Annotated in this window: 12 protein-coding genes; 9 read left to right on the top strand and 3 right to left on the bottom strand. The window is 71.0% G+C overall.

Annotated elements, in window-relative coordinates; all coding sequences use genetic code 11:
• Positions 1-218: 218 nt before the first annotated feature.
• Positions 219-1193, bottom strand: a complete 975-nt coding sequence (locus tag AHOG_RS17885) for a hypothetical protein (RefSeq protein WP_245856293.1) — start codon at positions 1191-1193, stop codon at positions 219-221.
• A gap of 866 nt (positions 1194-2059) precedes the next feature.
• Here AHOG_RS17885 and AHOG_RS17880 point away from each other — a divergent pair.
• Positions 2060-2812 (top strand): S1 family peptidase, encoded by a 753-nt coding sequence (locus AHOG_RS17880; RefSeq protein ID WP_245856292.1) that lies wholly within the window; start codon positions 2060-2062, stop codon positions 2810-2812.
• Positions 2813-3506: 694 nt separating this feature from the next.
• Positions 3507-4283 (top strand): alpha/beta fold hydrolase, encoded by a 777-nt coding sequence (locus AHOG_RS17870; protein WP_093944558.1) that lies wholly within the window; start codon positions 3507-3509, stop codon positions 4281-4283.
• Positions 4284-4389: 106 nt separating this feature from the next.
• On the opposite strand, the gene AHOG_RS17865 is transcribed toward AHOG_RS17870, so the two are convergent.
• A complete protein-coding gene (locus AHOG_RS17865; RefSeq protein WP_093942380.1) occupies positions 4390-5394 on the bottom strand; it encodes an NADP-dependent oxidoreductase in 1005 nt (334 codons plus the stop codon).
• Positions 5395-5520: 126 nt separating this feature from the next.
• On the opposite strand from AHOG_RS17865, the gene AHOG_RS17860 reads away from it, so the two are divergent.
• From AHOG_RS17860 to poxB, 3 genes are all read left to right on the top strand, one after another.
• A complete protein-coding gene (locus tag AHOG_RS17860; protein ID WP_093942379.1) occupies positions 5521-6420 on the top strand; it encodes a LysR family transcriptional regulator in 900 nt (299 codons plus the stop codon).
• Between the two features lie 212 nt (positions 6421-6632).
• Positions 6633-7469 carry an aldo/keto reductase gene (locus AHOG_RS17855; protein WP_093942378.1) on the top strand — a complete coding sequence of 279 codons (837 nt, stop codon included), beginning with the start codon at positions 6633-6635 and terminating at the stop codon, positions 7467-7469.
• A gap of 250 nt (positions 7470-7719) precedes the next feature.
• Positions 7720-9453 (top strand): ubiquinone-dependent pyruvate dehydrogenase, encoded by a 1734-nt coding sequence (gene poxB / locus AHOG_RS17850; protein WP_093942377.1) that lies wholly within the window; start codon positions 7720-7722, stop codon positions 9451-9453.
• Between the two features lie 981 nt (positions 9454-10434).
• On the opposite strand, the gene aztA is transcribed toward poxB, so the two are convergent.
• Positions 10435-11133 (bottom strand): zinc ABC transporter ATP-binding protein AztA, encoded by a 699-nt coding sequence (aztA, locus tag AHOG_RS17845; RefSeq protein WP_245856291.1) that lies wholly within the window; start codon positions 11131-11133, stop codon positions 10435-10437.
• A 63-nt stretch (positions 11134-11196) separates the two neighbouring features.
• On the opposite strand from aztA, the gene aztB reads away from it, so the two are divergent.
• The 4 genes from aztB to aztD all read left to right on the top strand — a co-directional run bounded on the left by aztB (position 11197) and on the right by aztD (position 15569).
• Complete coding sequence (aztB, locus tag AHOG_RS17840) at positions 11197-12072, top strand: zinc ABC transporter permease AztB (protein ID WP_093942376.1); 876 nt, start codon at positions 11197-11199, stop codon at positions 12070-12072.
• A complete protein-coding gene (locus AHOG_RS17835; protein ID WP_245856290.1) occupies positions 12069-13313 on the top strand; it encodes a hypothetical protein in 1245 nt (414 codons plus the stop codon). The genes aztB and AHOG_RS17835 overlap by 4 nt, the downstream gene beginning before the upstream one ends.
• Positions 13310-14263 (top strand): zinc ABC transporter substrate-binding protein AztC, encoded by a 954-nt coding sequence (gene aztC, locus AHOG_RS17830; RefSeq protein ID WP_093942374.1) that lies wholly within the window; start codon positions 13310-13312, stop codon positions 14261-14263. Before AHOG_RS17835 ends, aztC begins: the two co-directional genes overlap by 4 nt.
• A 97-nt stretch (positions 14264-14360) precedes the next feature.
• Positions 14361-15569 (top strand): zinc metallochaperone AztD, encoded by a 1209-nt coding sequence (aztD, locus tag AHOG_RS17825; protein ID WP_093942373.1) that lies wholly within the window; start codon positions 14361-14363, stop codon positions 15567-15569.
• The last annotated feature ends 1 nt before the right edge of the window (position 15570 follow it).

The raw sequence follows: 15570 nt of genomic DNA, 5'->3' as shown, positions 1-15570 counted from the left end.
CGCGCGGCCCGCGCCGGGCGGCTCCGGTCGAGCCGCGATCGGAACCGCCCGATCTCTCGGCATCCGAACGCGAGGCACCGTCGAGACATGGCCTGAGGAGACGATCGTGAACGCGGTGTCCCTCGCGGACGGTGCGGCGACGGCCGTGGGGACCTTGAGACGGCCGGGTCCCGGCGAGGACCGCGCCGGGAACACCGACTCCGCCCACGTCGGACGCCCTAACCCGCCCACGGAGCGACGGGGTACCACGGAATGATCTCGCGGCGGGCGAGCAGCCGCACGTCCCAGTACAGGACGGTGAAGACGCCGACGACGATCAGCGCCACCGCGGTGATGATCGTGATGCGACGCGGATCGCTCAGCAGCCATCGCCGCAGCCGGTCACCGGTGCAGTACACCAGGATCAGGAAGAGGACGGCGATGATGAGGATGTTCCCGACGGCCTGCAGAGAGAATGCCGCCGCGCCGTAGAGCGGATTGTGACTTTCGGCGGCATCACGGAACATCTGTCGGAAAAGCGGGAACGGCCTGCCGATCTGAAAGGCACCGACGAGCGCGCCCAGGAACACCATGGGGGCGTTCGGAAACCGTCGGGACACTCGGGCGAACGGGTCTCTGACCACGCCGAGCGCGGCCAGTCCCAGATACAGCATGGTCAGGCCGATGATGCCGAAGACGACCATCGACTGGACGCTGCGCGGCGACAGACCGGGCCCGTTGGGCGCGGTGGAGAACTGCGGCATGTCGGTGCCGACCACACCGACGATCACCCCGTACACCGCTGAGACCGCGAGCATCCCGACGGCCAGCCATGCCAGTGGGCGCAGGGTGTTCGCCATGCGTGACCATCGGCTTCCCGGCGAGCCCAGCAGCGGGGCCATCGCGCCGAACGCGGCGATGTTGCAGGCGGTGAACGTGCCCGCCAGCCCCGAGACGAAGGCGAAGACGACGCCCGCCCAGATTCCCGCGATGGGCGTCTCGTCGGCGTCGTGGCCGAGGAGGGTGTCCGCGACGGTGCCGCCGATGGCCGAGTCGACGAACTCCGCCGACCACACCACGGTGAGCAGGAAACCCGCCACGGAACTCAACAGGATGATCAGCCCACGTCGGCGGGGGAAGTGTCCGTTGACGAGCGTCGAGGTCGCCGCCGTCGGCGGCGAATGTTCCTCGGAGATTCCTGACTGCGACATCATCGACTCCTTGAGAAGAATATCGGCTCGGTCGGAATCGGCGCCGTCGACGAGGCGCGCGCAGCGGCGCACCGACAGCGCGGAAGAATGTCGAATCGCTCTCCGCGATGCCCGTGTCGTTCGCTGGCGCCTTTTCCGAACCGGGGATCGGCTGATTCACGTTAACCGGGCGCGGGTGTATCGCATCGTCGATCCGCATGGTTGGGCAATCGGGAAGGAGGTGTTGCGCCGAAGGGCTCAGCGGGCACCGCTGAATCACCGCCCCGCGCGGCGTCTCGTCCTGCCGGATGTCGACCGACGAACGGGTCACCGAGCCGAGACGCCCGCCGAATGCCCGGGCCGATGGACGCGGCGGCCGGCGCCGGGCCGCCGCACGACCGGTCGTCGACGCCTCTGCTCGCTTCGCCACGGGGTGAGGGAGCTGCCCGCGCGGGAGTCGCCTCGCCGACGTCGGATCGTCCACGTCCGCCTGACTCGCACCGTTGGCGCCCGCAGGCGTGCGGATCAGCCGCGAGCCGCACACCGTTGATCGTCAACCGGACGCTCGGTGCCGAACCTCGGCGATCCACGCGGCCGGGTTCGACCGTCGATCCTGTCCACCGTCGACCACGGCGGCGCCGCGGGGTCCGCGTCGAGGTCCGCGGTCTCCCGACCCGAGTGCCACGGTGCCGGGCGGCCGACAGCAGGTGGTCGGGGCTGAGCGGCCGTGTGCGGCGCCCCGGTGCGGGGGGCGCTCCGGCCAGGCCGATCCCGGCGCGGCCGTTCGGCGGTTCCTCACCGGCTTGCCGCCGAATACGTTCGATTCCGACGAATCGGCCCGCCGTCGGGACACGGGCCGAGGGCCGCTCGCGTCGAGAAGGAGACCAGCAGTGGGTCGTACGAGAACACGACGCCAGGCCGGACTGATCGCGGCGGTGTGCGCCGGGATCATGATGGCGGCGAGCACGGCCACGGCGTGGGCCGGCTCGTCGTCGATCGCCCCCGAACCCACGAGCGGCCCGCCCGCCGAGACGTTGATCGTCGGGGGAGTCGACGCCGATCAGGTCTACTCGTTCATGGTGTCGCCCACGGCAGGCGGCAGCCCCTACTGCGGCGGAACGCTGATCGCGCCGACCTGGGTCGTCACCGCCGAACACTGCCTCGGCCCCATCGACGGTGTACGGGTCGGCTCGCTGAGCAACACCAGTGGCGGCGAGACGGCCGAGGTGATCCGCAAGATCCCGAACCCGCAGGCCGACATCGCGCTGCTCGAACTCGACCGGGCGGTCTCGGCCGCGCCGATCTCGCCCGCGACCTCGCCCGGCCCGGTGGGCACGCCCCTACGGCTGCTCGGCTGGGGAGCGACCTGCTCACCGGAGAGCTGCCCGCCGCCGCCCGTCCTTCAGCAGCTGGACACCTCCATCGTCGGCTTCCACGGGTTCTACCTGAGCATCGACAACCCGGGCGGCGACAGCGGAGCCTGTTTCGGAGACTCGGGCGGTCCCGCGATCCGTGCCGTCGGCGGCGGGTGGGAACTGGTCGGTGTGACCAGCAGCGGACCCGGCGTGTGCGGCACGGCGCCGTCCAACTACACCGACGTCGCACAGTTCCGGGACTGGATCGCGGGCCACGTCGGCGGCTGATCCACCGGACCGAGCCGTTCGGCGGGCCCTCGGGCCGGGTCGGGTCGTTCCGGGCCGGTCCGCGAGCCTGCCCGGGCCGGCCTGCCGGGGTCGGACCCGTGCCCTCGATCAGGCCCGCACCGGCGGGGAGCTCCCGACCGTGTACCGCTACGACGAATCAAGCAGGCGCCGGCCGAGGCGCGCCGCATGGACGGCCCGCCACGACGGCGTGATCAGTCGAGGAGGACGTCTCGACGCTCGCGGGCGGGCGGTCCCGCGTGGAGCGAGCCGAGGGCGACGACGTCGCCGGAGCCCGGCCGGATCGCGGTCGGCGGTGCACGAGTCGTTCAGCCGAGAGGCCGCCATGCGCCCGGTGACGAGACCGTGGTCGCCGCCGATCGCCTGCCTCTTCGGCGCCTGCCGTGTGGAGCCGGCCTGCGCGAGGTCGGCCTGCGCGGGCGAGACCTGCGCGGGCGAGACCTGCGCCGTGCCGCGCTCGCGCGCCAACGCCGCCGCGGTGGGGTGAGGCGACTGCCCCGACCTCGTCGCCGTCGGTGTGGTGTTCACCGAATCAGCGGAGTCACGCACGGCGGAGTCGGGTCGCGATGGCCGGGTGGACGGGCGGTGCCGCTGGAGCCGGTGCCTGCCCGATCCGGTGCCCGCGTAGTCGATCCTGCTCGTCGCCGAAGCTTCGTCGGCGTGATTGCATGACGCGATGCGACACGCGAACGGCGTCGACGGCTCCCGGATCGCCTTCCAGACCGAGGGCGACGGGCCCGCACTGGTCCTGCTGGCCGGGCAGGCGAACAACCACCACTGGTGGGACGGTGTTCGGGCGGATTTCCAGACCGACAGGCAGACGATCACACTCGACTACCGGGGAACCGGGGACAGCGACGCGCCCGAGCGGCGCTACAGCACCCAGGGCTTCGCCGACGACGTGGTCGCCGTGCTGGACACGCTGAACGTGGAGCAGGCCGACGTCTACGGGACCTCGATGGGCGGCAGGGTCGCCCAGTGGGTCGCCGTCCGGCACCCGCATCGGGTGCGGCGGCTGGTGTTGGGCTGCACCTCGCCAGGCGGCACGCACGGCGTCGAACGGGACGCGACCGTGCATGCCGGCCTGGCCGACCCCGACGCGGCACAGGCCCGCCGCTTCCTGCTGGAGCTGATGTACACCCCCGAGTGGCTGGCCGAGAACCCCGGCCCGTACACCGTGCTCGGCGATCCCGACATGTCGGCGCGGGCGAAGAAGCTGCACTTCACGGCCAGCGCCCGACATGACGCATGGGAAGAGCTGCCCGAGATCACCGCGCCGACGCTGGTCGTGCACGGCGACCAGGACGTCTTCAACCCGACGGCCAACGCGCCGCTGCTCGCCGAACGCATTCCGAATGCCGAACTGCGTCTGATCGAGGGCGCCCGACACGCCTACTTCGACGAGTTCCGCGCCGAGGCGAGCCCGATGGTGCTGGACTTCCTCCTGTCCTGAACGACCGACCCCCGCGCGGGGCGGGTACAGCAGGGCACCGCTCTGACGTCGCCGCCGGACGGCGCGGCGGCGCGGGGCCGCGGACTGCTCGGGGATTCGGAAACGGTCACTCGGCCGTGAGCCGCACCAGCATCTTGCCGATGTTCCCGCCGCGCAGCAGCTGGAGGAACGCGGGCACCGTGTTCTCGAAGCCGTCGACCACCGTCTCGTCGATCAGGACGGTCCCGTCCCGCAGACGCGGCACGAGGAACCGCTCGAACTCCTCGCGAGCATCGAGGTGACGGTTCACGATGAAGCCCTCGAACCGCAGGCTCTTCTCGACGACGTCGAGCAGATTTCGCGGCGCCGCGGGCGGCGTGCTCAGCGTGTTGTACTGCGCGACCGCGCCGCACGCGGCGATCCGACCGTGCTCCCGCAGGGCGCCGATCGCCGCCTCCAGCTGCTCGCCGCCGACGTTGTCGAAGTAGACGTCGATCCCGTCGGGGGCGGCCGCGCTCAACAGATCCGCCGGGCGTCCCTCGTGGTAGTCGAATGCGGCATCGAAGCGCAGTCTGCTCGTCAGATGCTCGACCTTCGCCGCCGAGCCGGCGCTGCCGATGATCCGCCGCGCGCCGAGCAGCCGCGCGATCTGTCCCGCCGCGCCGCCCACGGCACCCGCCGCCGCCGAGATGAAGAGGTCGTCCCCCGGATGGAGACGGGCGATGCGCGTGAGACCGACCCAGGCGGTGAGCCCGGTGATGTCGAGGATGCCGAGGTAGGCGCTCAGCGGGACGCCTGCGGCCGGTTCGATGCGCCGTACCTCGGCTACGGCGGGCACCGCGTGGGTGCGCCAGCCGTGTCGGTGCACGACGAGGGCACCGACGGGCAGTGACGGATCACGCGATTCGAGGACACGCCCGATGCTCTGGCCCTCCAGGCCGCCGCCTAGTTCCCAGCCGCCCCAGTCCATGAGCTGCCGCATGTAGGGGTCGACGGACAGATACAGGTTCTCGACCAGGACATGGCCGTCGACGAGATCGGGGACGGGCAGGCTCACGACCTCGAAGTCCTCCTCACGCGGCGGGCCCGCCGGGCGCGCCGCCTGACGGATGACGGTCATGACAGGGCTCATGAGTTCCTCCTAGCGATGGACACCGGTGGGGACGCTAGGTTCTCGGCGATCTCCTGGGCAGACCTCGGCGTGCGTGATTCCGCCGGTTGCATGAATCCTGTTCATGGATTCGCCTAGGATCGGGTCGTGACCACCGGCTTTCCCAACCCGAACGAGCTGGCCTTGTTGCTCGCGGTCGAACGCGGCGGCAGCTTCACCGCCGCGGCCGAGGAACTGGGGCTCACCCAGTCCGCCGTCTCCCATGCCGTCCGGACCGTCGAGCGCAAGATCGGCGCGGTCCTCTTCGAACGCGGACGGGCAGGTGCCCGGGCCACCGCAGCGGGCGAGCGCGCCTTGGTGCATGCACGCCACATCCTGCGACAACACGAAGTGCTGCGGGCCGAGGCACGAGGCGCGGCGGCGGGGACGACGAGCGGACCGCTGCGCATCGCCGCGTTCCGCAGCGCGGCCGTCCACCTGCTGCCCGCCGCTCTGGAACGGCTCACCACGGGCAACCCTCGGCTGAGCCCGCAGGTCTCGATCGTTCCGGAGCTGGGCCGAGGCACGATGGGCGAGGTGATCGACGGCCGAGCCGACATCGCCGTCGCCACCCTGGCCGAGGACGCGACGCCCGCGCCGGGCCTGTTGGTGGGGGAGCTGCTCCGCGAGCCTTACCTGCTGGTGTACCCGGCCGGGCACCCCGCGCCGCGCACCCTGCCGCTGATTGACTGGGCGGAGAACTGCTCCGCGTACACCCGTGACTGGTGGTCTCGGCAGGACTGGCTGCCGCCTGCCACCATGACCGCCGCGGATGACGGGGTGGTGCTGTCCATGGTGGCTCAAGGCCTCGGCATGGCGATCCTGCCGGAACTCAGCCTCACCACCATTCCCGCAGGCGTCACCGTCGAACCGCTCGACGATCACCCGCCTACCCGGCGGCTGGTGCACCTGACCACACGGGCGGGTGCACAGTCCGTCGGCGTCCGACAGCTCGTGCACGCCCTCCGCGCGACGCAGTCCGCCGCCTCTCGAGGTGAGAAGCGGTGACGACGCCCGCGCACGGCGGCGCTCGACACACCGCCTGCGGCGATCGACCCTGCCCGCGCTGATGGCGGGGCGGGTCCGTGCGCCTGCTCCGGCGATCGCCGGTCGCTCGTCATGCCGGCCGCCGTCCCGTCTGTCATGGTCGTGATCAACCCGGCCGAGTCCGCCTGGACGACGGTCGGACGGCTGACGACGAAGACCGAAGGGACGCCCCGATGACCATTCCCGAGCTGACCGCCGCCTCCGGTGCGTCGCTGCCTGCCGTCGGCTTCGGCACCTATCGATTGAACGGGGCGGCGGGCGTCGACACGATCACCGGTGCGATCCGATTGGGCTACCGCCTCATCGACTCGGCCGTGAACTACGAGAACGAGGGCGCCGTCGGTGCGGCGGCGCGTCGATCCGGCGTGCCCCGAGACGAGCTCGTCATCACCTCCAAACTGCCGGGACGGCACCACGCCGAAGAGAAGGCCAAGGCCATGATCGAGGAGAGCGTGCTGCGCACCGGTCTCGACCACCTCGACCTCTATCTGATCCACTGGCCCAACCCTCGCGAGGACCGCTATGTGGAGGCCTGGGGTGCCCTCGTCGACGCTCGGCGGCGCGGACTGGTACGACACATCGGCGTCAGCAACTTCCTGCCCGAGCACGTCGAACGCCTCGTGGCGGAGACCGGAGTCAAGCCGGTCGTCAACCAGATCGAACTGCACCCCTACTTCCCTCAGCAGGACGCGCTGGCCTACCACCACGCACAGGGCATCGTCACCGAGGCGTGGACGCCGCTCGGCCGAGGCAACGACCTGCTTGATCACCCGACCATCACCGGTATCGCCGAAGCACACGGGGCGAGCCCGGCTCAGGTGGTGCTCGCCTGGCATGTCGCCGTCGGAGCGATCCCGCTGCCGAAGGCGGCGTCGCCACATCGTCAACGCGAGAATCTCGAGCTCGACGGGATCGGCCTCACCGAGGACGAGGTCCGCACGATCACGGGGCTGGGCCGCCCCGACGGCAGGGCGGCGGACCAGGACCCGGCCGTCTATCAGGAGTTCTGAGCCCGCCCGGCGCTCGTCGTGCGGTCCCGGCCGGGAAGCCGGCCATGGCGAGGACCGGCCGACCCCGGCGTTCTGATGGCCTCCGGGCCGAATGACGCCCGGACGGTGGACGCGACGGCACCGCGAGGTTCCGACCTCCATCCGGCCGGGCATCCCGACGACACCGGGCAGACCGAGGACACGGTGCCATCCGAGGCGGTTCGCCTGTCCGCCGCCGGAGCACCGCCGACCACGCAGAAGGGAACCGAAGATGCCGACCATCGCCGACCGGATCGTCGAGATCATGCACGAGTCCGGGGTCACACGGGTCTACGGACTCGCGGGCGATTCGCTGAACGGGCTCACCGACGCGATCAGACGGTCGGGGAACCTCTCCTGGCGGTCCGTTGCGCATGAGGAGGCGGCGGCCTTCGCCGCCGCGGGCGAGGCGGCCGTCACCGGAGAGCTGGCGGTGTGCGCGGGCAGTTGCGGACCGGGCAACCTGCACCTGATCAACGGGCTCTTCGACGCCAACCGGAGCCGTGTGCCGGTGCTCGCGATCGCGGCGCAGATCCCGGCGGCCGAGATCGGCAGCAACTACTTCCAGGAGACCCACCCGCAGGAGCTGTTCCGCGAATGCAGCGTCTACACCGAACTGGTCAGCACGGTGGATCAGCTTCCTCGCCTGCTGGAGATCGCCATGCGGACGGCGGTGGAGCGCAAGGGCGTGGCCGTGCTGGCGATACCCGGCGAGATCTTCCTCCGGAACTCTCCCGAGCGGCGTCGTTCGACGCCCGTTCGCGCCGTCCCGAGGATCACGCGACCGACCGATCACGAGCTGCGTGCCGCCGCCGACGTGCTGAACGCCGCCCGCAAGATCACCATCCTGGCGGGCGCGGGAGTGCAGGGCGCCCACCCGGAGCTGCTGGCGATCGCGAAGCGGCTCCAGGCCCCGATCGTGCACGCTCTGCGTGGCAAGGAGTTCATCGAGTACGACAACCCCTACGACGTCGGCATGACCGGCCTGCTCGGTTTCAGCTCCGGCTACAAGGCCATGGAGAACTGCGATGCCCTGCTCATGCTCGGCACCGACTTCCCCTATCAGCAGTTCTTCCCGCCCAAGGCCAAGATCGTGCAGGTCGACATCCGGGGCGAACAGCTGGGCAGGCGGACTCCGATCGACGTCGGCCTCGTCGGGAACATCCGAGACACGGTGGACGGCCTGCTGCCGATGCTCACCGACTCGCACGGCTCGCGGCATCTGAACTCCTCGCTGGCCGACTACGCGAAGGCCCGCCGAGAACTCGACGCGCTCGCCGACAACGACCGCAACCGCACCCCGATCCATCCGCAGTACGTCGCGCGGCTCGTCAGCGAACTCGCCGCTCATGACGCCGTGCTGATCCCGGACGTCGGGTCTCCGGTGGTGTGGGCATCGCGCTATCTGCGGATGAACGGCTCGCGCAGGCTCATCGGCTCGTTCGCGCACGGGACCATGGCGGCCGCGGTGCCCCTGGCGATCGGCGTGCAGTCGGCGTTCCCGCGCAGGCAGGTCGTCGCCCTGGCCGGGGACGGCGGGCTGGCCATGCTGCTGGGCGAGCTGCTGACGATCCGCAGGCACCGGCTGCCTGTGAAGATCGTGTTGTTCAACAACTCCTCGCTCAACTTCGTCGAGCTGGAGATGAAGGCGGCCGGACTGGTGAACTTCGCCACCGAGCTGGACGACACGGACTTCGCCGCGCTGGCCACGTCGCTCGGCATCCACGGACAGCGCGTCGAACAGCCCGACGACGTCGCCGACGCACTGCGCGACGCCTTCACCCATGACGGGCCCGCGTTGGTCGACGTCGTCACCGCCCGACAGGAGATCTCCGTTCCGCCCGCCATCACGGCGGCGCAGGTCAAGGGATTCACGTTGTACGCCCTGCGGACGATCATGTCGGGCCGCGGGGACGAGCTCGTCGACCTGGCGGACACGAACGTGTTCCGGCGGCTGTTCGACTGACACGGCGGCTCGGCATCGGCCCGGCGTCCCCGTCGTCCGGCCCGGCGGCCACGGCCACGGCCCGGGCCGTGCATGGTCGCTCGAGGCCGGCCGGGCGCCGCTTGCGGCGAGGACACGCCGAGACCGAGGCTGAGGCCGGCGGGCCGAACGGGCGTCGAAGCGTGGTCGCGTCCGACGCCGGCGAAGGGCCTGGACGATGAAGAGGACGACGGTGGCGGTGCACGCGGCGACCGAGTAGCTGACCATGACTCGACTATCGAACATGTGTTCTATTCCGGCAAGATATCGATCGGGTGGACTGCGCCGGACCCACTCGTGCCGGGGCGGAGCCGTCGGGCGCGGGCGTCGTGCTCTGGGGAGGCATCGCCGAGAATGCGGTGCGCCGTCGCCCGATCTCGTTGCCCGCCCCGATCGCGCTGCGTTGGCCCCTCCTGCGTTGGCCCCCTCCGGCCCTGATCGTCCGCGGCCCCTCCATCGCCACGGTGTCCGATGGCCGACGGGTCCGGTCACCACGGTGTCCGATGACCACGGTGTCCGGTCGCCACGGTGTCCGACCACGGCGAAGCGCGGTCGAGCGGTCGACGCCCTGTGCGTCGGCGACCGTATCGGCGGCGGCTCGCGGGGATGGCCGCCGGAGGCGATCGCGCGATGGCCGCGGGTCCCCGTCGGCGGTGCGGCGCGCTTCGGACGTGACGGGTTCGCGCGGTGTCCGAGTCGGGGCGGCTCGACGCTCCCGCCGCGTGGACGCCGCCGAAGGACGTTCGAGTCCGCGCCCGGCGGGGCCGGCCCTCCTGCCGGGCAGGGGCTCCCGTCGATCTCGCCCGGTGGGTACGCGCCGTCCGGCCCGTTCACGAGTGCGCCGCCCCATCCGCGGCCGATCGATCGACGGGGCCGCGCCGACAGGCGTGTCATGCGGACCGCCTTCCGGTTCCGCGGCTCCGTGTCGGGCCTCGGGCGGCAGATCGGCAGCCGGCTGCCGTCTCACACCAGGTCGGGCACGCCCCACGCCGACCGCACCCGTTCCGGCGTGAGCACCGTCGGAGGCGGTCCCTCCGCGACCAGGCGCCCGTCGTGCAGCAGCAGGCAGTGGTCGGCGCGCCGGGCGGTGGCGAGGTCGTGGGTGACCCGCAGCACCGTCATCCCGTCGCGACGCGCGTCCTCCAGCGCCTCCTCGATGCGAGTCTGCGCCGCGAGATCGAGTCCGGTGCCCGGTTCGTCCAAGAGGAGCAGCTCGGTCTGCTGGGCCAGGCCCTGCGCGACGAGCGCGCGCTGCCGCTGGCCGCCGGAGAGCGCGCTGAGCTGCCGATCGGCGAGGTCTTCGATGCCCAGCCGGGTCAGGCAGTCCTCGACGATCGCGTGATCCCGCGCCGTCAGCCCGCGCCACGGGCCGCGGTGTGCCCAGCGTCCCATCTCGACCGTGCCACGCACGGTGATCGGCAGGGCGTCGGAGACGTCACTGCGCTGCACCACGTAGGCGGGACGACGTGATCCGGCTCGCCGCACTGTCCCGGCCGTCGACGCCAGCGTGCCGGCTATCACGTTGAGTAGTGATGACTTTCCGGCGCCGTTGGCGCCGACCACGGCTGTGACCTGTGATCGAGGGATGTGGGCGGTGACATCGACGAGGATGCGGTGCCGTCCGTAGCTCGCGTCGACGTTGCGGAGGGTGACCTCAGACACTGAATCGAACAACCTTCCCGCCAGTTCGACAATGAGAATCGTTGTCACTATAGAGTCCCCGGCGTGGACTGGTTACTGCTCCCGTTCGAGGTGTCCTTCGTGCAGCGTGCGCTGGCGGCGGGCATCCTCGTGTCGCTGATCTGCGCCCTGGTCGGCACCTGGGTGGTGCTGCGCGGCATGGCCTTCCTCGGCGACGCGATGTCCCACGGGATGCTGCCCGGCGTCGCGATCTCATCGCTGCTCGGCGGTAACCTGCTCGTCGGCGCCGCCCTCAGCGCGGGCGTCATGGCCCTCGGCGTCACGGCGCTCAGCAGATCTCGCAGGCTCTCCCAGGACACCACCATCGGGCTGCTGTTCGTGGGGATGCTCGCGACCGGCGTCATCATCGTCTCGCACTCGCAGTCCTTCGCGGTGGATCTCACCGCCTTCCTCTTCGGCGACGTCCTCGGCGTGCGCGCCGGCGATCTCCTGGGCCTCGGCATCGCACTGGCGATCACGATCGTCGCCTCGTGGCTGGGATACCGCTCCTTCGTCGCGCTCGCCTTCGACCGCCGCAAGGCGCACACCCTCGGCCTGCGTCCCGACCTCGCCGACGGGCTGCTGCTCGCCCTGGTGACGCTCGCGATCGTCGCGTCGTTCCACGTGGTCGGGACGCTGCTCGTCTTCGGCCTGCTCATCGCGCCCGCCGCGACCGCCACGCTCTGGGCCGGCCGCATCCCGATGATCATGCTCGGCGCCGCGCTGCTCGGCAGCGCCTCGACGGCGATCGGCCTGCTCGTCTCGTGGCATCTCGCGACCGCGGCGGGCGCGAGCATCGCCGCCGTCGCCGTCGCGTTCTTCTTCCTCTCGGCGCTCGTCCGCGGCCTTGTGCGCCTCGTGCGTCGGGACGCCCCATCGTCCACCGTCCACCACGACGAGGAGATCGAGTACGCATCGTGAAATCCAGAGACAACCCCGTCATGGTCCGGGCCGCCGTCGTGATCGCGTCAGCAGTCGTGATCACGGCCTGCGGCGCACCCGCCGACGACGTCGCCACCGACGACGGAGGCACCGACACCGCGCAGGAGATGCCGCACGGCTATGTCGAAGGGGCCGAGGAGACCGCCGAGGCCCAGTCCCGACTGATCGTCGCCGACGAGGAGACCGGAGCCGTCCGTGTCGTCGACCTCATCACCGAGGAGACCGTCGACGTCGGCCGCGTCGACGGGGTCCACGGCATCCTCGGCGACGGCCGCTTCGGCTACCTCGCGGGCGACGACTCGGTGCACGTCGTGGACAGCGGCTCCTGGATGGTCGACCACGGCGACCATGTGCACTACTACCGTGCCGAGGCGCGCGCCGTCGGGCCGATCACCGGTTCGGAGCCGACCAACGTCTCCAGTGATCAGGTCGTCGCGGCGGTCTCCTTCGCCGACGGCACCGCCGAACTGCTCGACCGTGCCCGGCTCGACGAGGGCACCATCGACCGGCACGAGCCGATCAGCCGTGAGTCCCATCCCGCCGCGGCGGTGGCCTACCGAGAACACCTCCTGGTCTCGGCGGCCGAGCCCGGCGCGGGCAGCGCCGACGGCGTCGAGGTCCGCGGCCGCGACGGCGCCCTCGTCTCGCGGATCGAGGAGCCCTGCCCCGATCTGCTCGGCCAGGCGACCACCCGTCGTGGCGTGGTCTTCGGCTGCGCGGACGGCGCGCTGCTGGTGACCGAGGACGGCGACGTCTTCGAAGGCGAGAAGATCCCGTATCCGGGAGAGGTCCCGGCGGACGAGCGGGCGGTGGAGTTCCACCACCGGCCGCTCAGCACCACGCTCGTGAGCGCGGCCGGGGACGAGGGAGTGTGGGTCCTCGATATCACGGAGCGGGAGTGGCGGCTGCTTCCGACCGGCCCTGTCGTCGCGGTGAACGCGGTCGGCGAGGGCGCCCCGGTGCTGACGCTCACCGATGACGGCGTCCTCCACGCGCTCGACGCGGTGACCGGTGAGGAGACCGCCCGGTCGGCACTGCTGCCCGCCGAGTCCGCCGCGGGAGAGCCCGCTCCGGTGATCCAGGTCGACACCACACGGGCCTACGTCAACGACCCGCCCGCGGGGGAGATCCACGAGATCGACTACGGCGACGACCTCCGGCTCGCCAGGACCTTCGCCGTCGACGGTCGGGCCGATCACATGGTGGAGACCGGACGATGACGCGAATCCCCGTCATCCGCGCCCGGCGACGTGGCCTGCGCACGGCGCTCGCGGCCGGCGCCGCCGCGATCCTCCTGCTCGCCTCGGCGTGCGCGGAGCCGGACGGTCCGCAGGCGTCGATCGTGGTGACCACGAACATCCTCGGCGACGTCACCAAGAACGTCGTCGGCGACGAGGTCGGCGTGACGGTGCTGATGGAGCCGGACGCCGACCCGCACTCGTTCGGAATCTCCGCACGCCAGGCCGCCGAGATCGAAGGTGCCGGACTGATCGTCTACAACGGTCTCGGGCTGGAGGAGGGCGTCCTGCGCAACATCGCGGCCGCCGAGGAGGCGGACGTCCCGACGCTGGCCGTCGGCGAGCGGGTCGATCCGATGGACTACACCTCCGACGACTCGGCGGGCGCCCCCGATCCGCATTTCTGGACCGATCCGCGCCGTGTCGCCGACGCGGTCGACCTGATCGCCGCCGAGGTGATCGCCCACGTCGACGGCGTGGACGAGGGTGCCGTCCGGCAGAACGCCGAACGGTACCGCGCCGAGATCGACGAGCTCGACACCGAGATGAGCGCGGCCTTCGAGCGTATTCCGGCGGAGAACCGTCGACTGGTGACGAATCACCACGTGTTCGGCTATCTGGCCGACCGCTTCGACTTCGAGGTCGTCGGCGCGGTGATTCCCAGCGGAACGACGCTGGCCTCGCCGAGCGCCTCGGATCTGCAGTCGCTCGCCGACACCGTTCGCGCCGCCGGAGTTCCCGCGATCTTCGCGGACTCCTCCCAACCGGACCGGCTCGCCCAGGTTTTGGCTGATCAGGCCGGGATCGACGTCGCGGTCGTCCCGTTGTTCTCGGAGTCCCTCAGCGCTGAGGGCGAGGGCGCGGCCACCTACCTGGAGATGATGCGCAGCAATACCGACGACATCACCGCAGGCCTGCTCGGCGAGTACTGAGGCGCGCGTCTCGCCCCCGAACGTCACTGATCACCCGCGATCGTCGGAGCGCAGTCGGCCTCCGACGATCAATCGAGAAGAACAGAAGGTACCGCCCATGGCGAACTCGCCATTCCTGTCCCGTCGGGGCGTCGCGATGTCGGCCGCCGCCGTCGCCGCCCTCACGCTGAGCGCCTGCGGCACCGCCGACTCGGACACGGCCGCTTCGGGCGCCGCGTCCGAGTCGACCGCCGCGTCGGCCGAGCTGCCGCCCGCCACGGTGACCGACCCGATCGCCGCCACCTACGACGGCGGGATCTACGTGCTCGACGGGCAGACGCTCGACCTCGCCGAGGACATCCCGCTCGACGGCTTCAACCGTCTCAATCCCGCGGGCGACGACCGGCATCTGCTCGTGTCGACCTCCACCGGCTTCCGCGTCCTGGACGCGGCGGCGCCCGCCCTGACCGAGCTGGAGTTCCCGGCGGAGAAGGCGGGACACGTCGTGCGACACGACGGGAAGACCGTCCTGTTCGCCGACGGCACCGGCGAAGTGACGATCTTCGACTCGAACGCGCTGGGCGTCGAGCTGCCGGAGACCGAGCAGTACACGACGCCGGAGGCACACCACGGCGTGGCCGTCGAACTGTCCGACGGGTCCCTCGTCACGACGATCGGCAACGAGGACGAGCGGCCGGGCATGGTGGTGCTCGACGCCGACGGCGCCGAGATCGCCCGCAACGAGGACTGCCCCGGTGTGCACGGCGAGGCGGCCGCGCAGGACGAGGCCGTGGTCATCGGCTGCGAGACCGGGGTGCTCATCTATCGGGACGGCGCCATCACCAAGGTCGACAGCCCCACCGAGTACGGGCGGATCGGCAACCAGGCGGGTTCGGAGATCTCGCCGATCACCCTGGGCGACTACAAGCAGGACGCCGAGGCCGAGCTGGAGCGGCCCACCCAGGTGTCCCTGATCGACACCGAGGCCGCGACGATCACGCTCGTCGACCTCGACACCAGCTACACCTTCCGCTCGCTGGCCAGGGGCCCGGCGGGTGAGGCACTGGTGCTGGGCACCGACGGTCGGATCCACGTGATCGACCCGGAGACCGCCGAGGTCACCGAGACCATCCCGGTCATCGACTCCTGGGAGGAGCCGTTGGAGTGGCAGGAGCCGCGGCCTGCGATCTTCGTCCGTGATGACGTCGCCTATGTCAGCGACCCGAGCGGCAACGAGATCCACGCCGTCGACCTGGCGACCGGGACGACGACCGCCACCGCGTCCCTGGACGCCGCGCCGAACGAGCTGAGCGGCGTGTCGGGCTGAT

The sequence above is a fragment of the Actinoalloteichus hoggarensis genome (assembly GCF_002234535.1).
Lineage (GTDB): Bacteria > Actinomycetota > Actinomycetes > Mycobacteriales > Pseudonocardiaceae > Actinoalloteichus_A > Actinoalloteichus_A hoggarensis.
The sequence above is the reverse complement of the archived record's forward strand: the minus strand, read 5'-3'. Positions and strand labels throughout refer to the sequence as shown.

Excerpts from the sequence above, each read along its gene's own strand:
- AHOG_RS17885 (WP_245856293.1), bottom strand. The coding sequence starts at position 1,193 with ATGATGTCGCAGTCAGGAATCTCCGAGGAACATTCGCCGCCGACGGCG.
- AHOG_RS17870 (WP_093944558.1), top strand. The coding sequence starts at position 3,507 with ATGCGACACGCGAACGGCGTCGACGGCTCCCGGATCGCCTTCCAGACC.
- AHOG_RS17865 (WP_093942380.1), bottom strand. The coding sequence starts at position 5,394 with ATGAGCCCTGTCATGACCGTCATCCGTCAGGCGGCGCGCCCGGCGGGC.
- AHOG_RS17855 (WP_093942378.1), top strand. The coding sequence starts at position 6,633 with ATGACCATTCCCGAGCTGACCGCCGCCTCCGGTGCGTCGCTGCCTGCC.
- poxB (WP_093942377.1), top strand. The coding sequence starts at position 7,720 with ATGCCGACCATCGCCGACCGGATCGTCGAGATCATGCACGAGTCCGGG.
- aztC (WP_093942374.1), top strand. The coding sequence starts at position 13,310 with ATGACGCGAATCCCCGTCATCCGCGCCCGGCGACGTGGCCTGCGCACG.
- aztD (WP_093942373.1), top strand. The coding sequence starts at position 14,361 with ATGGCGAACTCGCCATTCCTGTCCCGTCGGGGCGTCGCGATGTCGGCC.